The 19,308-nt window shown below is 46.9% G+C and carries 13 protein-coding genes, 1 tRNA gene and 3 pseudogenes; 4 read left to right on the top strand and 13 right to left on the bottom strand.

Annotated elements, in window-relative coordinates:
• Positions 1–90: 90 nt before the first annotated feature.
• The gene (locus ETC05_RS17760; protein ID WP_237746924.1) at positions 91–255 is read right to left on the bottom strand and encodes a hypothetical protein; all 165 of its coding nucleotides are present in this window, start codon (positions 253–255) and stop codon (positions 91–93) included.
• A 571-nt stretch (positions 256–826) separates the two neighbouring features.
• Between ETC05_RS17760 and ETC05_RS02425 the strand changes: the two genes are divergently transcribed.
• The gene (locus ETC05_RS02425; RefSeq protein ID WP_031410141.1) at positions 827–1,666 is read left to right on the top strand and encodes an MBL fold metallo-hydrolase; all 840 of its coding nucleotides are present in this window, start codon (positions 827–829) and stop codon (positions 1,664–1,666) included.
• 168 nt (positions 1,667–1,834) lie between these two features.
• Positions 1,835–2,962: an NAD(P)/FAD-dependent oxidoreductase gene (locus ETC05_RS02420; protein ID WP_031410143.1), complete on the top strand. Its 1,128-nt coding sequence runs from the start codon at positions 1,835–1,837 to the stop codon at positions 2,960–2,962.
• A gap of 104 nt (positions 2,963–3,066) precedes the next feature.
• On the opposite strand, the gene ETC05_RS02415 is transcribed toward ETC05_RS02420, so the two are convergent.
• From ETC05_RS02415 to ETC05_RS02405, 3 genes are all read right to left on the bottom strand, one after another.
• On the bottom strand, positions 3,067–3,615 hold the full coding sequence (locus ETC05_RS02415) for a YpiB family protein (protein ID WP_031410144.1): 549 nt from the start codon (positions 3,613–3,615) through the stop codon (positions 3,067–3,069).
• An 18-nt stretch (positions 3,616–3,633) separates the two neighbouring features.
• The gene (locus ETC05_RS18260) at positions 3,634–4,011 is read right to left on the bottom strand and encodes a hypothetical protein (protein WP_407059687.1); all 378 of its coding nucleotides are present in this window, start codon (positions 4,009–4,011) and stop codon (positions 3,634–3,636) included.
• Positions 4,012–4,682: 671 nt separating this feature from the next.
• Complete coding sequence (locus ETC05_RS02405; RefSeq protein WP_171660283.1) at positions 4,683–6,188, bottom strand: malate:quinone oxidoreductase; 1,506 nt, start codon at positions 6,186–6,188, stop codon at positions 4,683–4,685.
• 297 nt (positions 6,189–6,485) lie between these two features.
• Here ETC05_RS02405 and ETC05_RS17755 point away from each other — a divergent pair.
• Positions 6,486–6,590: pseudogene (locus tag ETC05_RS17755) on the top strand (type II toxin-antitoxin system HicA family toxin); the annotation flags it as partial.
• A 271-nt stretch (positions 6,591–6,861) separates the two neighbouring features.
• Here ETC05_RS17755 and ETC05_RS02395 read toward each other — a convergent pair.
• The 9 genes and pseudogenes from ETC05_RS02395 to ETC05_RS02360 form a co-directional block, all read right to left on the bottom strand.
• Complete coding sequence (locus ETC05_RS02395; protein WP_171660282.1) at positions 6,862–7,242, bottom strand: hypothetical protein; 381 nt, start codon at positions 7,240–7,242, stop codon at positions 6,862–6,864.
• A 185-nt stretch (positions 7,243–7,427) separates the two neighbouring features.
• Positions 7,428–7,503: transfer RNA gene (locus ETC05_RS02390), tRNA-Arg, on the bottom strand.
• 605 nt (positions 7,504–8,108) lie between these two features.
• Positions 8,109–8,627 (bottom strand): hypothetical protein, encoded by a 519-nt coding sequence (locus ETC05_RS02385; RefSeq protein ID WP_171660281.1) that lies wholly within the window; start codon positions 8,625–8,627, stop codon positions 8,109–8,111.
• Between the two features lie 144 nt (positions 8,628–8,771).
• Positions 8,772–11,726, bottom strand: a complete 2,955-nt coding sequence (locus tag ETC05_RS02380; RefSeq protein ID WP_171660280.1) for a type III restriction-modification system endonuclease — start codon at positions 11,724–11,726, stop codon at positions 8,772–8,774.
• Between the two features lie 3 nt (positions 11,727–11,729).
• A complete protein-coding gene (locus ETC05_RS02375; RefSeq protein ID WP_171660279.1) occupies positions 11,730–13,553 on the bottom strand; it encodes a site-specific DNA-methyltransferase in 1,824 nt (607 codons plus the stop codon).
• 4 nt (positions 13,554–13,557) lie between these two features.
• On the bottom strand, positions 13,558–14,328 hold the full coding sequence (locus ETC05_RS02370; RefSeq protein ID WP_171660278.1) for a DUF4391 domain-containing protein: 771 nt from the start codon (positions 14,326–14,328) through the stop codon (positions 13,558–13,560).
• A 5-nt stretch (positions 14,329–14,333) separates the two neighbouring features.
• A pseudogene (locus ETC05_RS02365) lies at positions 14,334–17,580 on the bottom strand (helicase-related protein).
• Positions 17,581–17,742: 162 nt separating this feature from the next.
• Positions 17,743–17,871: a hypothetical protein gene (locus tag ETC05_RS18035; RefSeq protein ID WP_256371093.1), complete on the bottom strand. Its 129-nt coding sequence runs from the start codon at positions 17,869–17,871 to the stop codon at positions 17,743–17,745.
• Between the two features lie 35 nt (positions 17,872–17,906).
• Positions 17,907–18,131, bottom strand: a pseudogene (locus ETC05_RS02360) (cupin domain-containing protein); the annotation flags it as partial.
• A gap of 391 nt (positions 18,132–18,522) precedes the next feature.
• Here ETC05_RS02360 and ETC05_RS02355 point away from each other — a divergent pair.
• Positions 18,523–19,290 carry a DODA-type extradiol aromatic ring-opening family dioxygenase gene (locus ETC05_RS02355; protein WP_171660277.1) on the top strand — a complete coding sequence of 256 codons (768 nt, stop codon included), beginning with the start codon at positions 18,523–18,525 and terminating at the stop codon, positions 19,288–19,290.
• Positions 19,291–19,308: the final 18 nt, after the last annotated feature.

Below are 19,308 nucleotides of genomic sequence, written 5' to 3'. Positions count from 1 at the left end.
TTCAGCGCACCGCTCCCCCCTGCTTGTGATCTTGAGAAGAAGATAAGAACGTGTTGCATAGTGAATATCCTCCTTTGTGTTGCTTTTCCTTTATCCTCGAGCCGCTTTGTACACATGCAGCACGATCGCACCGATCATCGTCACTCCGATCAATGACCATACATACACAATCGGTGAACCTGTTTGACTGAACACCACTTCGTTTTGCAGCTGGCCGACGCTCTCCCAAGCGTTGACGACGTCAGGTTGATACATCTTTGTTTTCCAGTACCCCCAACCAATCGTTACTGCAAGATACACGATATGGGCAGCGAGCGAAATCACAAAAGCCTGGACCACCGTTTTTATCGAATATCCCTCCAACCATCAAACGCAGGCCGTTCTACTTTCGGATGCATCTTGGATTCAGCGGATCTGCCAGCTCATGGGTTTTTTGCATCATTTCCTTTTATTTTACCATGTTGACGAACCAATTCGCTAGACCGCCCCCGTCCTTTTTCCGGGTGGTTTCTCTCGAACAGGTGCACAATCCCCAAAAAAGAAGGGATACTCACCGAGTCGCCATTGGAGTAAGCTTAACGATAGCAGGCTTTCTTTTGACGTTGCGCCCCCATCCTAAAAGGCAGGTGAAAAACACCTTTTTCGCTCTGCTCGGGGCGCCCGGCAGGAACGGAAAACGGGTCTGATCGAATTGGAATCCGCCGACTTTTTCTTACACACCGGTCTCCTCAAGCATCGGCGCATTCGACAACGAAAAATGAATGAACATTCATTCTTTGTGGTATAATGGTGGCAGCATCTGCACACAAAAGGAGGAACGCTCGCCATGTGGATCCATAAAGTGATCAAAAAACGATTTGAAACCGAAACGGTCAACAATGTGCACATCGCCAAAGCGACCGCTTCATTTCAAGGTGTTCGGCTCACCGTCCGCTGCTTCATCGTTGACGGCGTCTTGATTGACACCGGCGCAAAATCGATGGAAAACGAATTTACCGCGTTTTTTCAACAACAAGACATCGACCAAGTCGTCATTACCCATTACCATGAAGACCATACCGGCTGCGCAGCGTTTTTGCAACAAACGATGGGATTGCCCATCTATATGAATGAGCCGATGATCGAGTATTGCCGGCAAAAGGCGGATTATCCGCTGTATCGGAAAATCTTTTGGGGAAAGCGCGACCCGTTTGCCGCCAAGCCCATCGGCGCCACGTTTTCCTCTCGAAACGCCACATGGAAGGTGATTCCGACGCCCGGCCATGCCATTGACCATGTCGTCTTTTTGAATCGCGAAACGGGACAGCTGTTCAGCGGCGACTTGTACTGCCAAGAGAAAACAAAAGTCATCTTGCGCGAGGAAAACATCCCGGCGATCATCACTTCCTTGCAACATGTGTTGACGTACGACTTCGGCGACGTCTTCTGCGCCCACGCCGGCTACCTCCCGAACGGGCGCGAGGCGCTGCAGCGGAAGCTGGACTATTTGCTTGAACTGCAAGGGACGATCATCAATTTATACGAAAACGGAACACCGCCCAAACAAATCCAGGCCATTTTATTTCCGAAAAAATACCCGATCGTCTTTTTCTCGGGCGGGGAGTGGGACTCGCTCCATATCATCCGGTCGGTCATTCAGGAATATGAAACGAAACAAGCAAGCTGAGGCGGGGCTGTCCGAAACAGCCACACGCGGCTTCGGGCAACTTTTTTTCGCCTGAGGCTATCATTTTTCTGTAGTTGCATCGCGCCGCTCGCCGCCGCCTGGCAGGTGATGATTCCCTATCCGCACTGTCTATGCTATGCTAATAAAAAAAGAGAAAAGGTGTTGGGTATGAAGCCATATATCGTTGTCGGGGCTGGCATTTTAGGCGCCTCCACCGCCTATCACCTGGCCACGGAAGGCGCCCAAGTCGTGATCATCGACCGTGGCGACAAAGGCCAGGCGACTGATGCGGCGGCGGGGATCGTCTGCCCTTGGCTGTCGCAGCGCCGCAACCAAAAATGGTATCGATTAGCGAAAGGCGGGGCAAAATTTTATCCTTCCCTTATTGAAGAGCTGGAATCATACGGGGAAACGGAAACCGGTTACGCACGCGTCGGGGCTCTATGGCTGCACACGGACGAACAGAAACTGGAACAGATGGAGGAGCGCGCTCTCAAACGGCGCGAAGACGCGCCGGAAATGGGAGAGATCGTGCGGCTTCATCCCCAAGAGGCGAAGGAGCTGTTTCCGCCGCTTGTTGGCGAGCATCATGCCCTTTATGTGAGCGGCGCCGCCCGAGTGAACGGTCGAGCGATGCGAGACGCCCTCATTAACGCTGCCCAAAAGCGCGGCGCCGCCTACATCCGCGGGAACGCCCAGCTTCTGTTTGAAGGTTCCCGCGTCATCGGCGTGGAAGCTGACGGGGCGAAATACGCTGCCGAAGCGGTCATCATCACGGCTGGCGCCTGGGCTGGACAATTACTGAAGCCGCTCGGCATCAACCTGCTCGTCACCCCACAAAAAGGGCAGCTCATTCACTTGGAACATCCAAAATACGACACATCCCATTGGCCAGTCGTCATGCCGCCGAACAATCAGTATATGCTCGCCTTCCCGAGGAGCCGGATCGTGATCGGAACTACACACGAAGATGAAGCGAGCATGGACATCCGCCCCACCGCCGGGGGAATGCACGAATTGTTGGACAAAGCGCTTGCGATTGCACCGGGCCTCTTCACCTGTACATACATCGAGACGCGAGTTGGGTTCCGCCCGCGCACGCCCGGGTTTCTCCCAATCTTTGGACCGCTTCCAGGCTGGTCTGGGGTGTATATCGCCAACGGCCTCGGCTCCTCAGGGCTCACCGTCGGCCCGTATTTAGGAAAAGAGCTGGCGAAACTCGTCATCGGCCTGCCGACGGAACTCGACCCCCGCGATTACGATGCGGCAAGCGCCGTCGCACCGATCGCTCAATGAGGGCGATCAGGAAACCAACAACCGACCTTCCACGATATGAAGAACAGCCAACGCAGCGGCTGATATCGCTTTCTCACCGCCAGGACAAAGCTGACCGTGTTTTGTCAGCTTTGTCCTTCATATTTTTTCAACTGTTCCGTCAGCTTGTGAAACAGCTCCATATCTTTACGGTCGAGCGCCTGGTCGATCTGCAGCTTCAACCTCGACACTTCGTGGCGTTTCAACGCCTCATCAAGCACTTGCTCAGCCGCTTTCGCCATTTTTTCATGGCGCTCATGCCGCCTGACATTTTCAAACGCCCGCTGATCGATCAGACGAAGATAGGAAAAATTCCTCGACTTCCCCGGAAAGTGAAGCGTTAGGTAGAGCGGCTCATTCGGATGCAGCGCCAAATCGCCCATAATCGTGGCCAGGCTCGTGCTTTTTTGGCCGCGCCGATAAAACACAAGCCCCTCTTCCTCCGCCATCGCAGTTGAAATGATCAGCCACCGCGCCTGCTTTTGCTCGGTTTCCGTAAAATGCACATTCTCCAGCAGATGGGGGTGCTGAAGCAAATAATGGAGCACAAACCGGGCATCAGGATGCTTTAGACGATGCGTTTGCAAAAACGATGTTAAAAAACGGCGCTTTTCCAACGGCGACACCCACCTCATCGCACTGTCTCCTCCTCCCTATTTCCAAACCCTCCTTAATCGAGCTAACTCTTGTATATATCCCCAAAATGACACTGGAAACATGATCATTTGGTAAAACAGGCCAAAGGCGACAAAACCAATTCTATTTCTTCTGATCTTGAGATCCAATTTTCGGAACACCGATCTTTGATATCGATATAGAGCCCAATACGCGATCAACGTCAGCGGCACAACCAACAATGTCATCAGGCCAACAATGTAAGAATAACCGAAGAAGGTCAAAATTAATCCCGGTAACCAACATAAAGTATAGATGGTGTCTAAATAAAGGAGCAACAGATTCACCATCGTGAGGTATTTCACAAATAATTGCGGTTGCTGCCACGGTTTTACAACCTTCAATGCCTCGATCATTCCCCTTGCCCACCGAGATCGTTGTCTGCAAAAATGCACCCAAGAAGCCGGAACATCCGTAAATGCCATCGCATGAGGTTCAAAGTAAGTTCAAAGTAAATTCTCCATCCTTTTTTCTAGCAAATGCCAAGAAAGGACAATATCCTCTCCCATGGCATCAGGCCAACCGCCAACTTCTCTCATGGCCTCCGTCTGATATAAGCTATGCCCCTTAGGCCACCAAAGTTCCTCGGTATCATCCTTGCATTCGCTTCATCGAAGCCATATCAAGAAAATAATCCCATTAAGACGGACTCAAAGACAAATTGGCATTCAAAGGAACATCCCCCTCCCAATATGACCATCTCTTTGGAAATATCATGAATCAAATCCTTGCACCCGCTCAGATCAGAACGTAAAAAACAAAGCTGCTATCGTGGAATTAACTCCTTTTGCCTATCCAACTCAAAAGTGTATGAAACAATTGTATGATAACCTTTCATAAAAAAGCAATGGAGTCATTAACGCTTCCTAATTGTTGAAGAGGAATTTTACAGTGAAGATCATTTGTCTATGGATAATATAAACTTGGAGACACAAGACCCCAAATAAAAACAGCTGCCCTTCGTCTTCAGGCAGCTGTTTCTCACAGACGGCCAAGCGATCCCCAGCAGGCCGCAATTGGCATGGGCCTACGCCAACTGCAGCGCAAAGTGGCCATTCAATCCGAGCGCTTCCGCTGTAGACGCTTGCACTTGCCGCAAAAGCGATTCGTTTTTCATCAATGATTCGCCGTAGGACGGAATCATTTCTTTCACTTTCGATCGCCATTCTTTCATCTGCTCTGGGAAACATTTCTCGATGACTTCCAACATCACATGAACCGCCGTCGATGCGCCCGGCGACGCGCCAAGCAGCGCCGCGATCGAACCGTCAGCCGCATGGACGACCTCGGTGCCGAACTGCAATGTCCCTTTGCCGCCGGATTCCGTGTCTTTAATCACTTGCACGCGCTGACCAGCGACAACAATGTCCCATTCGTCACTTTTCGCCGTCGGGACGAATTCACGAAGCTCCTGCATGCGCTGTTCTTTGGACAACAGCACTTGCTGGATCAAATAGTTGGTCAAGGCCATATTTTTCACGCCCGCCGCCAAGATCGTCAATACGTTATGCGGCTTGATTGAAGTGAACAGGTCGAGCATCGAGCCGTTTTTCAAAAACTTCGGCGAAAAACCGGCAAACGGCCCAAACAGCAGCATCTTCTGATTGTCGATAAACCGTGTGTCCAGATGCGGAACCGACATCGGCGGCGCGCCGACTTTCGCTTTGCCGTACACTTTCGCGTGATGCTTTTCCACCACTTCCGGGTTGTTGCACACCATAAACAGTCCGCTGACCGGAAAGCCGCCAATGCCTTTTCCTTCCGGAATGCCGGACTTTTGCAACAAGTGAAGGCTGCCTCCCCCGGCGCCGATGAAAACGAACTTCGCTGCATGCCGTTCGACAACGCCGCTGTCTAAATTCCGCACTTTCAGCTCCCACAAACCATCACTTGTCCGTTTGATATCTTCCACATGATGGCGGTAATGAATCTCCACGTTTTTCCGTTTTAAATGTTCAAACAGCTCACGCGTCAACGCTCCAAAGTTCACATCCGTCCCTGATTCGATTCGCGTCGCCGCCAGCGGCTCCGTCACTGTCCGATCTTCCATCATGAGCGGCACCCATTCGGCCAGCTTTTTCGGGTCATCGGAAAATTCCATGCCTTTAAACAGCGGATTGGCCGCCATCGTTTCATACCGCTTTTTCAAAAACGCCACATTGTCCGCGCCTTGCACGAAGCTCATATGCGGCAGCGGGCGAATGAACGTTTTCGGATCGCGAAGCACTCCGCTGTTCACCAAATGAGCCCAAAACTGCAAGGAAACATAAAACTGTTCATTGATTTTAATGGCTTTGCTGATGTCGATCGACCCGTCCGGCTTCTCCACCGTATAGTTCAGCTCACAAAGCGCCGCGTGCCCCGTCCCGGCGTTGTTCCACTCATTCGAGCTTTCCACGCCGGCTTCCTCCAACCTTTCAAACACCGTGATCTCCCATTCCGGCGCCAATTCCTTCAACAGCGTCCCCAATGTCGCACTCATAATGCCAGCGCCGATTAAGATCACATCGGTTTTTACTTGTTTGTTGCCCATCATTACCATCCCTATCCGTAGAATAGTCAAGAACATCGAGCGCTCGCTCGAAACAATTCCGTTGACACCCATTGATTTTGGGTGCGGTTACAAAATAATTATAACACAATAATCAAATAGTATAACATTATTATGGACAAACAAAAAAATATATTAATATACTGAACAATCCCCTGCTTTACAGCGGTTTCAACAACAAAAATCAACCATCTTCCTTTACATCAATTTTACAAAATCGTTGAATATTTCGCCACCATCTCGAGCAAAAAACAAAAAATTTTTTAGGGCAGCCATCATCCGTTTACACATCCCCGTACATCCGGACGAATGGCCAGCCCTCATCGGAAGAAAAAATTACCAAGCAAAACAGTCAAAAATATACTCAAACAGGCGGGACTATGATAAGTCCCCTCTAAAAGGAGAGTGAATGGGGACGCTCGTTTATCCCATGCAAAATGATTTTCAGCTGCTATCCTAGGAGGCCAGTGATTTAGTGCAAAATACTGCTGAGTTCCACCCATTTGTCAATTAGAGAAACCTTGCAGAATCGGCTTTCTTTTCTGAATGAAAATGCCTCCAGTTGGTGTGTGACAGCGATTTTTCACCGGCCTTCTAGGCAAAAAGGCCGAGCGATCCGCCTTCTTTTCTTCTTCCGTTGTTTTCAAACACCGACCTATACTTCCTCCAACTGAACCTGCTTACAAATAATTTTTAGCAATGGCTCTTTATAATCAAAGGTATAAATATGAAAATGGTGAAACCCATTTAAATTTGCCTCTACATTTTCGAAGCGAATAATGGTGAACAAGCTATCAAAATGGATATCATCCCTTGCCATTTCTAGTATCTCTTTTTTTAGTTTGTACTCCACAGCCAAGCAATCCTTAAAATGCAACGCCACTATTCTGTTTTCTTCCCTGTTTTCCTGTGTATCCCAATAATAGTCGATCGTGATAGAAAAATCTAACGGATTGTTCCATTTCATATCCGTTATAATACTATCCGTGAAATCAAAATGATCGTTGATTTCTGTATAATTGTTGGCGATGATCATTTTATTCACCTACTTTCCAAAATCATTTTTATATGGGCAACGCACTTCTCATGCCCACAAAATTCGTGCAAAATTTGTTCGGATTCTATCGTTTTTTTTCAGGATTCCCAAAAAATGAAAAATGACCGCAAACGCGGTCATATCAAGGGTTTCAGCAACTTCAACCCGAGCCGATCGTATGTAGATGGCGGCCCCGAGAGGATTCGAACCTCCGACGCACGGTTTAGGAAACCGACGCTCTATCCACTGAGCTACGGGGCCGTGTTGGCTCTGCATTCGGCATTGGACGGATAAATAGGCGGGCTCCTGAAGCCGTTGCGGCGGGAGAGTGAATGAAAGTCAAGAAACATCGCTCCTACAGAGAGCAAGAGCAGCACGGTTTCCCCTTTTGACGCCGTGTTGCGCGCTCAACGTCGGCGACTCCGCTCTCTCGTTTATGGCGGGGAGACCGCGTCTAGCAGCCAACGTACTGTCTATGAGACGTACAGCCTGTATTATAACGGTTTTTTGCTATGGTGGCAAGCTCTCTTTTATTCTTCCATCTCTCTTTGCCCGGCTTTACTCAGTCGCTTGTCCGTATCTCTCAGCTTGGCAAGTCATAGAGTCGATCATGCAGTTCCCTCATTTTGGGAAACCGCATGACCGACAATTTTACAGCGAAAGAACAAAGCTGTTTTGAACAGGAAGGTGGTAAATGTTTGGCTTCACATTTCTAACCGCGCCCATTGACGACCATGCTTTCACCAGCCGGCTGGCTCACAACCTGCACCTGTGATCCATTCATTTTTTGCAATTCATCAAAACATAGAATGATAGAGTTCTACACCATCCGTTTAGGTCGTTACACACCATTCTCTACGTTTTAGCTATAAGCTGTTCAATCGGTTTCTTTCAATCTTGATTGTATTATCCTTTCCCGCCAATACGTCTGCACGTTTGCTGCCGTAAAGGCGCAACTTGGGAGATCCTTTGACCGCTTTGATGGAGAGCCGCGACGTTCCCCGAGTTTGTTGCTTTTGGATATCCACACATTCGAGAAACTCATCCCAATGCACAATCGCAATGACTTGATTAGAATCGTTCAACTGTCTCTGCGCGCAGATAAAAGCAAAAATAATCTCTTTCTCCTGGTTGGTTTCCGCATGAAGTTTGTTAATTTCCTTGATCTCATTGTCACTGAACGAAAACGACCAAGTGAAATCTTTTGAGCCTGATGGGGTCGTATTATATTTCGTATAAATGAGATACGCGCCTTTATTCGTCGTCACTTCATAAATTTGACGGTTGTCGTTTTCCTTTTCGAATAGAGCCGGAGCTAACCCGCCATTGACCAACACCGAAAGCAATGAGCCATAATAATAATCAGCTTTGCGAATGACAGCCACCTTGCTCCCCTCCCGCTTTCGCAACATTCAACTATACTGGCACAACCGTAATAACTGCATCGATTTCGCCAAATATTTACGCGGGCCATCCACGTTTTCACCAATAAACAGAAGCCGTTGCATCTTTTTGTTTTGTTCCTACTTTTAACGGCTCAAAGCTCGCAACATAAACCGCTCCTCGTTGTTCTCTGGTCCGATAAACTCGATATCGGTGTCAATGGCCTGAAAGTGCTTGCGGGCAAACGCGATTTTTGCTGATTCGCCAGGACGCAACTCGTCTTCCCATTCTTCTCCCTTCGTCTCGAGGACGAAGTATAGTTTTTCCTCCCCATCTTTTTCAACGACAAGCGCCCAATCCGGATTGTAAGAACCGATCGGGGTATCGATTTTGAACCAGCTCGGCAGTTTCACATACACTTTGACGTGTTCGTCGTTTTCAAAGCGCCTAGCAAATCGCTCTTCTATATCGGAATCGTAAATGATATGGTCAAACGGCGATTTTTGGCTTGGGATGGCATTATCATTCAGATAAGCTAGAAGTTCCTCATTTTGGAACAACTCAACCGCATAATAGACACCATCGCCAATTTTATGATACTTCACGCCGTCTTTCAGCAGCTGCCTCATTTGCCGCTGAATGATATTGGCGACTTCCTCAATAAACTTCTGCGGATGGTTTTTGAAATCATCGAGCCGCTTGCACCCGGTTAAAATACGAACAATGGTTTTTCTTGTTAAATTGGTACGGTTTTGCAGCTCCGTAATGACGTCTGGAAGCGTATGGTGTAAGCTGACGTAATCTTCGACGCTTTCGCTTACTGTTTGCGCCTGTACTCCTGTCACACGGTCGATTTCGATTTTTCCCTTTCGGCTTAAAACGCGAATTTTCTCAATACGCGGCATCGCTTGAATGCCTTCGATGCACTTTTGAATCAATTGTTCGCTATCAAAATCGACGGAATAGACCGTTTTATATTTAATTTTATCCCATAACTGTCTGAATTCCTCCTGATTGAATACCGACATATTTAATTTCACTTTTTGTTTTTTGGTTGCGTCTTTGATCGGCAATCCCTGCAAGTGGCGTTTGATTTCTTTGACGATCGCCGGCAGCCATGGTTGGAATGTGTCGCTCAAACGGAGATCATAATCTTCGATCGCTTGTTTGAGTTTTTCGGTTACTTTGTCCTGGTTGTCAATATAGCCGTTTTGCTTTAATTCCTCATACAGCTTCACTGACAAATCATACCCCATTTGCACCGGCTCTTCCGTCTTCTCATCGATAAAGACGAGTTTGGCAAATAGATGTTTTTCGATTTTGCCGAATTTGATTCCCGTTTCTTCTTCGATTTCTTTTTGCAGCGTCGCCGCAAACTCTTCGTACGATTCGGTCGCCATGACCGTTAGCGTGTTGATATGATCGTCATATACCCGCTCCCCGTTTTGATTGACGGCCAGACGCAATCCGCGCCCGATTTCTTGGCGTCTTGATACATACGTTCCCGCGGAGTCTTTCAACGTGCAAATCTGAAAGACGTTCGGGTTGTCCCATCCTTCGCGAAGCGCCGAATGGGAGAAAATGAAGCGAAGCGGCTCATGGAGGCTGAGCAGCCGCTCTTTGTCTTTCATAATCAGGTTGTACACATCGGTGTCCGCTTCCGTATTTCCTTTTGTATCTTTCAGGCGGCCCTTTTTATCTTGTGCGAAATACCCGTTGTGCGCTTTTTCCACGTCTGGATCAATGCCTGGGTCGTCCCGGAGCGGGCGGTATTTCGGTTTTTGCATCAAATTCTTATATTCTTCCTCAAACATCAACGCATATTTTCCTTTAATTGGATTGCCGTCTTTATCATAAGCGCGGTAATGGGCAACTTTGTCGATAAAGAATAAGCTGAGCACTTTAATCCCGCGGGGGCGGAGCCACAATTCTTTATTTAAATGCTCTTCGATCGTTTTGCGGATTTGATATCGCCTAATCGCATCGTCATCCAAATCGCCGATCGCTTCCCCGACTCGCAAGCGGTAGCCGTTAATTTCGATCGCTTCGTTCCCTGTCGTCCAATCGATTTGCTCGACAATATAGCCGCGATACAATTCCCGTTCCCCGGAAATATCGTATAAATCATCTCCGTATCTCACCGTTTTCGTCGCCCGCTTCACCTTTCCGCGCGACTCGACGTCCAGTTCGATCTTCGCTTTTCCTTCCTTTACCTCGATTAGTTTGATATACGGTACGTTAAACGACGGCTCAGAGCGAACAGACATGACTTCAATTTTTTTGACGAGTTTTTGATTATACGCGTCGACCGCATCGAGGCGGTACACCATATTATATTTTTCCACATGCGTCGCCGAATAGCGCAGCGTGCAAAGCGGATGGAGCGAAGCGATCGCTTCTTTCGATTTCGGCGTCGTATCGACGCTTTGCGGTTCGTCGATAATGACAATCGGGTTCGTCTGTTGAATAAATTCGATGGGGCGATACCCGTTTAAACGATCGTTCGGACGGTGGATGACGTTCGCTTTATCTTCTTTTTCCGGATCTTCAAAGCTTTTGCGGAACGCGTCGATATTAATGATCATAATTTGAATCGTAGTCGCTGTCGCAAAATTACGGACTTGATCGAGTTTTTGCGAATCGTAAATAAAGTACTCTACTGGCGTATGGTCATACAGTTCATTGAAATGGTCCCGCGTAATTTGCAGCGACTTGTATACCCCTTCACGAATCGCCACGGACGGAACGACGATGACAAATTTCGTAAACCCGTAATGTTTATGCAACTCGTAAATCGTCCGTAAATAGACGTATGTCTTCCCCGTCCCCGTTTCCATTTCAACGGTAAAATGCATGCCGTCCAACTTTTCGCTGCGCGGCAAGCCGTTTTTCATTTGAATGTCCTGCACGTTTTTTAAAATTTCTTCAGGCGTCAGGTCAAGCCGATTTCCGACCCCTAAGTCCGTCTGAATCATCCCGGCATCCGGTCCGTACGAAACGGTGAAATTGGACTGACTCAGTTCCTGTCCTTTGAAAATATGTACCACCGATTCAATCGCGCGTCGTTGGTAGTCCAAATCCGCATTAAACTTCAGCTTCATCGGTTATACACTCCTCACATCCGTAATGCCGTGCTTTTTCAACGTTTGCAAGGCATTCGTTTTCACCGCGTCGCTCATAAAACCGGACTCTTTAAAAATAACTTTCGGCGACATATGCTCGGAACGATGGTTTAACATCTCGTGAACAAGATCAAGATCAATCTCGTCTTCTAGGCAAACCAACACAGAACCATAGGCGACATTGTAAATCGTTTTGCCGTTATAATCAATTTCTGCAATCGGCACAGTGAGCGGCAGGCCGATTTTCAGCAAAATCTCATACAGCAAATCTTCTTTCGTGCGGTCTTCTTTAATGTTATCTTGCAAATCGAAAAGGGTTTGCTCGAGGTTATCAAAGTCCGGATCCCACTCTTTGATATTGGAAGAATCGAGCTTAAACACTTTAAAGCCGATATCCAAATCCGTTTTTCCGGTTTCCTCAACAATCTTTTCACCAGCGCGGCGGATGCGTTCTTTTCCGATTTCACAAATGTTTTTATAACCGGCTTTATACGCCTCTGATTGTTCATCTGTCTTCTCAGGCAGCTGCACCATAATAAACTTGCGATTACCGCCGTCTTCGGCGTTTAACTGCATTACCGCATGGGCGGTGGTTGCGGAGCCGGAGAAGAAGTCTAATACTATATCATGATCTCTTGTAGATAGCTCTAAAATTCTTTTCATCAATTTTACTGGTTTAGGATAGTCCATTACCGACTGATTATCAAATAATTCTTTTAATTCCTTTTTAGCATCTTGTGAGTGTGATACCTCCTGATACGTCCATACAGTCAACGGAGTAATAGTAGATTTGACTTCACTTAAAAAGCGCTTTAAACGTGGAACACTGCTGCCATCTTTACCAAACCAGATACGATTATCAGCCAAAAGCTCAGTAAATCTCTCTCTAGTTACCCTCCAGCAATATCCTTTAGGGGGATAAACGACTCGTCCGCTTGGTGTAACAATCTCATAAATTTTTTCTGGCACAGGCGGACCAACTGATAAATCTCCAGATGTCCAAGGACCACGTGGATCATTATCCGGATTAGCATAACGAGTATCAGCTTCCTGATTACGTGGTAATCCGTACCAAGATAGAAAGTCTATTTGCTTTGCATAACACAAAATAAAATCATGATTGCAAGAAGCAAACTTATTCATATTAACAGGCGCAAAAGCTCTTTGCCAAATAAAAGTTGTTACAAAATTGGTTTCACCAAATACCTCATCACATAATTTTCTCAAATTTGCTGCTTCCGTGTCATCAATAGATATAAAAATAACCCCATCCTCTCTCAACAAATTCCTTGCCAATTTCAACCTCGGATACATCATATTCAACCAATCGGTATGATATCGCCCGCTTGTCTCCGTATTCGCCTTTGTCGTTTGTTGCGTAATTTCTTTGTAGTTTTTAATGTTGTCCCGAAAATCATCTTTGTACACAAAATCTTTCCCCGTATTATACGGCGGGTCGATATAGATCATTTTAATCTTGCCGAAATACGATTTTTGCAACAGCTTCAATACTTCGAGGTTGTCGCCTTCAATATAAAGGTTTTCCGTTGTATCCCAATTTTTGCTCGACGCTTTGTCCGGCCGCAGCGTGCCGGTGGACGGCGTTTGCGCGAGTTTCATCGCCTGTGTTTTGCCGTGCCATGTGAACTCATATTTTTCATTGCGTGTTTCGATCTCTTCACCGAGAACGAGCTTTAGTTTTTCAAAATCGATTTTTCCTTCGGTGACTACTTCCGGAAATAACTGTTTTAGCGCTTCGATGTTCATTTGAACGAGATCCATCGATTTTCCATCCAGCTTTTCCATCGTGCTACTCCTTTCTGTACAGTTGTTGTTTCCACTGCTCGATTTGCTTTGTTAGCTGTTGAATGTTCATGTTGTACTCTACTTTCCGGTTAAACTGCGTTTCTTTTTTCATTTTGTTTTTCCATTTCGCAATTTCGGTTTCTGCCTGTTCAATTTGCGCAATCAGTTTACGCGATTCTTCATCGGTAGCGATGTAAAACGCGCCGACCGCTTTCGCGTGCTGAAACGCCTGTACCGCGATATGAATATCTTGATAAAATCGGAAGAAGTGAGAAAAAGATAACGCTGTGATATGAACCGCATTGATAAATTGCTGAACCGCTTCATCGTCGCTGTCGGATGCAAACCACGGCGTATACGCAAATTCCTCCAAAACGACTTGTGTTTGATCGACTTTGTTTAATCGTTTTAAACACGTACCAACCTGAACGTTTCTTTCTTTTTCAAATACGATGACGACAGGGTTTGGCAACGCCCCTTGAATAATCTCTCCAATGACAGAAAGGTGAGCGTCTTTTGTTTCATTTCTTAATCGAATCGTGATAAACATAACTCCTTCGTAATGGTACTCCTCATTGATGAATGGCTGGATATTCACCACACTCGGCGTCAGTAAATACGCTAGCTCAATCCGATCAACGTATTTCGTAATATAGTCTTTTTCCTTTTTTGTTAAATCGGCGAAATCGTAAAACATTTTTTTATCCAACTTCTTATGTAAAGGGCGGACTTGATCGTCCAGCCCTATTCTAGCATAAAATGTGAATCCAGCCACCGCTCTCACCCTTTAATGATAAGATAAGAGATGATTTCAAAATCTTGCAAACTCGTATTCGCGTTCGTCACCAAGCTGTCCAAGTTGCCGAGGCTAAATATGTTCAGCGTGATTTGCTGATCAAATTTGCCAACGATATCTTCCACCGCTTTTTCCAGCAGTGCCTTATATTGTCCCATGTCTTTTCCGTTTTTCGTTTCTTGGTAAAACGTTTCGTATAACTCCCACTCCACTTCTTTTTTTCCGTTGCATAGTGAACGGTAGAAGTCCAAAATTTTTTTTACGTGGACATGGTTATACAACACCTTGCCGTCTTCCCGCACGTACACTAAGTAATACGGATGGAGCGCGTTTTGTTCGTTTGATGATGTGACGTTGTTCACTTGTTTCAGACAGAAAATAACCCCGGGTTGAATTTCGGCCTTTAGTTTTTCGTTTTGATTCACGGTCACGCTAAACAATCCTAGCGGCGCTTTTTCCACCGCTTCTTTATGTTCCTTCATGAAATTGAGTAAATCCATGCGGAAGTCATCTAGCGTAAAATCGGTTAACGAAATGTTCCCAGAAATGTCCTCTAGATCAATGACTTCGTTTTGCAGTTTTTCGAGCTGTTTGCGACGGTATTCCAAATCTTTCATTTCATTGCTGTTGTCGGCAATGACGTTTTCTTCTCCGGTGGAAGAAATATCAAGAATGGTCATTCGGTCTTTTACCCTGTTGACGAGATTAATATATTCATCGAGTTCCATCGACGGCCAAAAGGTAACGAGTTGAATGCGCTCGTTTTTGCTGCCAATCCGATCGAATACGACCGAAACGCTGGATAATGCGAACCGGATTCCAATGGATATCATAGTTAACGAGATAATCGCAGTCTTGCAAGTTTTGCCCTTCGGAAATACAGTCGGTAGCGATCAGTATGTCAATTTCCTCTTTCATCTCGGGCATTACTTTTGCCCGTTCTTTCGAAATAGGTGAAAAGTTCACTAAGACATTATTAAAGTCGACTTTTTTCATTTTTAATGTCGTTTTCGGATGATCTGAACCTGTAACAACAGCGGAGTGCAGGCCAAAATGGCGATAAATCCATTCATGCAAGTTTTCATATAAATATTTCGCCGTATCCGCAAACGCGGTAAAAATCAGCAATTTCTTGTTTTGGCTGTTAATGGGGTTCTCGATTTTGTTTTGAATGACTTTTTTCAAGGCCAATAGTTTTTGATCGCGCTCCGGTGTTACTTTTCGCGCTTGGGCAAGCAGCTTCGTCAAAATTTCGCGGTCATATAATAAGTCTTGCTTCCAGCGGATTAGGTCCATATCTTTGATGAAAATTTTCACTTTCGAGCCGATTAACGCGTCTTCCAAGTCAGGATCTTCCATATCGATATCGTTAATCTCTCCGACCGTTTCGTTTTTCGGGTCATAGTGATCGATTTTTTGAATGTGCGAATCGATCTGATGAATGATGTTTTCCAATGTTAAAGAAAAGGAATGAATGCTGCTTTCCAGTCGCTTCAACAAGTTGGACTTCATTAAATAGACAAGATTATTTTCTCGGTCGGTTTGTTTAAAAATCCTACCGTTTGCCACTTTCGTATCGTACTTTTCGCTATAAACGGCTTTTTTATGTGGCAGAATATACTGCATCGGCGAATAAACGGCCAATCGCAACCGCAATATGTCATTATTGATTTTTTCGAGCGGCGGAAATTCATCTTTGGCGTCAATCGTTTCTTTCATATTGATCGGCTTCAGGCGAGTCGGAAACGAGCCGATCGCGTTTACATTGTAATATTTTTCGATGTGGCGGCGCGAACGGGCAATGGTTAATGAGTCAAGCAAAGTAAAATAATCCCAGTTTAGCATATCTAACAACCGCTCAGTGGTCCGCTCTTCTTCAGGAAGACTGCTCCATTTGTTGAACTGCGACTGCGCGCGGCGGATCGTCTGGCTGATGCTTTTGATGTTCGCTGTCTCCGCCAAGGCTTTATCATTTCCTTCTGTAATGAAGGCAATCTGGTTCTTTAAGTCGTCGAGTTTGTTATTGACAGGGGTGGCGGAAAGCATTAATACTTTTGTTTTCACCCCTGCTTTAATGATATCGTTCAGCAAGCGGGAATATCTCGTCACCCGGTCGTTGCGCGGATCGTTGTTGCGAAAGTTATGCGACTCGTCGATCACAACTAAATCATAATTTCCCCAGTTCACATGTTCCAAGTTAATATCGCCGCTATATCCGCGCTCGCGCGATAAATCGGTATGGTTGAGCAAGTCATAGGAAAAGCGGTCTTCCGCCAAAATGTTGCGCTTATCGTTTAAGCGATAAATCGCCCAGTTTTCCCTTAGTTTTTTTGGTGCCAGCACGAGAACGCGATGATTGCGCAGTTCGTAATATTTAATGACCGCTAACGCCTCAAACGTTTTTCCGAGCCCGACGCTGTCGGCGATAATGCATCCCCCGTACGTTTCGATTTTATTGATGGCGCCGACGACCCCATCGCGCTGAAAATCGTAAAGTTTGTTCCAAATGACCGTATTTTCAAATCCCGTTCTTGTTTGCAGCGATTCGTAGTTTTTCGCATCTTGCAAGAAGCCTTTAAATAAATGGTAGAGCGTCACGAAGTAAATGAACTCCGGTGAGTTTTCTTTATACATCACTTCCAAGCGCCGCAATATTTCGTCCTTCACATCTTGCAATGCCTGCTCGTCTTGCCATATGGCGTCAAACTGACGGAGCAGTTGGGTACTGGCATGCTCATCGTCGACAATATGGTTAATATAAATGTTGGAAGAGTTGCTGTAGCCTAGCCCAGGACTGGAGAACGGCGCACCGCCAATTAAGCCGATTTGCGTTCCATCGTTATTCCTGACATGATACAAACCGCCTTGAATTCGCTGATTGGTGACGGATTTAATTTGTGCTTTTCGCTTTAGCCACTTCGCTAATTCTTTAGCTATGTATGCCTGGTTTAACTCTACTTTATATTTTCTCTCTTCTTCCACTCCATACAGGGTCATTTCGTTTTTCTCTATTAGCCCTTTTAACAATCCGTTTCCGCGCACGAAGGCAGGCTCTGTGAAAATAAAACGGAATTCATCGAGTTGTGACAGCTCTTTTTTTAGCTCCACAAACGCATATAAAGTAAAATGCGCAGCCGCAATCGATAGTTTGCTGCCTTTGGACATATGTGTTTTTAAAACATCGCCCACTAAACCGTTCCGCCTATTGTCAATAATTCCTTTCAGTTTCATTACAGCCCGATGCTCCTTATCTTTTTTGGTGAAACATGATTCTATTTTACTAAAAAGATTGACCAGACGGTGTCGAAATTTGTCGCGTAAGAACCTACTTGCTGAAAATAAGCTTTCTCTCACCCAAAACAGCAAAACATTCGTTTCTCGTTTCCTACTCCCTTACGTCTCCCCTCTCTCCCCCATCATCCCTACCACTTCACGAAACACGGCTGATGGCTGTTGGCGGAGCAGTTCAGCAGCGATCGTTTTTCGCTTCGCGAGGACAGGCACTCGGAGGATGTGGGACATGAGATATGGCGCTCATTTCTCAAGCCGCTTATGTTCTATTCAGCTGCGAGGGCATCGTCCTTTGTTCGGTGCACGGTGCCGTGCGGGTGCTTGCGGGGCGCATAGATGGAATAGAGCTTGAGCGGGATCGTTCCGGTGTTGATGACATTGTGCCATGTTCCCGTTGGAACTATGATCGCGGAACCGGCACGTACGTTTTTCTCAAACGTCAGTTCATCTTTTCTCTTGCTCATTCGGGCGATTCCTTCCTTATGTTCAATGCAGAAAAGGACTTTTCCGTTCGAACTGCTGGCGAAAAAGTGCTACAATGGCGATAAGACAACGGCCGTAGACATGCGCGGCGGGGCGCTGACAACTTTTTCTGAATGGGCTAGTGTCAAAAGTTCTAGAAGGCCGGTGATTTCAGGCGCATGTTGTTTCTCAAGTGAAGAAACCTTTTGGCATCGGCTGCTTGTTTCATGTCGTCCGACGTCAGCTAAGGGCCATCGCTGTTTTTCACCCCCTTCTAAGAAAAACCGGCACAAGCCATCCGGGCATCGCATGGTGTGCTCATCAACACCTGTCCAAAGGGGCGACAGGGAAAAATAAGAAGGCCAGCGAACAGCCGGCCTCGCCATGACTGAATTTTACCTTTTTATGGAGGAATGGACGATGAAAGCTCCTGCTTTGTTTCTCGCTCACGGGTCGCCGATGTTGGCGATCGAGGACCATGCCTATACATCCTTTCTGACGAAGCTCGGAGAAGGGCTCTCCCCTAGGGCGGTCATCATCTTTACGGCGCATTGGATGACGCGCAAGCCGACAGTTTCGGCAGTGGAAGGAACGTATGAGATGATTTATGATTTTTCTGGATTTCCTCGCGAGCTGTATGAAGTCGTTTATCCAGCGCACGGGTCAGTCGAGTGGGCGGAGCGCGTGCGGGAACGCCTCGCCAGTGTGGCGGAAGCGGTCGCCGATCCAACGCGCGGGCTTGACCACGGCTCATGGGTGCTGCTTTGCCGCTTGTTTCCAAAGGCGGACATCCCGGTCGTGCAGGCGTCAGTCGTGCCGTGGTGGACGCCAAAACAATTGTTCCAGCTCGGGGAGGCGCTGCGCCCGTTGCGTGACGAAGGAGTGATGATCATCGGCAGCGGCGGAACGGTGCACAACTTAATGGCGCTCCGCTGGGAAGGGCATGCGGAGGCAGAAAGCTGGGCGGCCGCTTTTGATGACTGGCTGCTGCGCGAGTCAGCCGCCCGCAGTGAGGATGTATTCCATTATGAAGAAAAAGCGCCCTACGCCAAGCAAGCCGTGCCCACACCCGAGCACCTCGCGCCATACTGGATCGCTTATGGCGCAGGCGATCGCGGCGGGACGCCGCGCGTGTTGTTCCGAGAATATCAGTACGGCAGCTTAAGCCTCATGGCCGTATCCTTTTAACGAAGCGGCCCGACCTTG

It is taken from the genome of Geobacillus sp. BMUD, assembly GCF_013096845.1.
Lineage (GTDB): Bacteria > Bacillota > Bacilli > Bacillales > Anoxybacillaceae > Geobacillus > Geobacillus vulcani.
The sequence above is the reverse complement of the archived record's forward strand: the minus strand, read 5'-3'. Positions and strand labels throughout refer to the sequence as shown.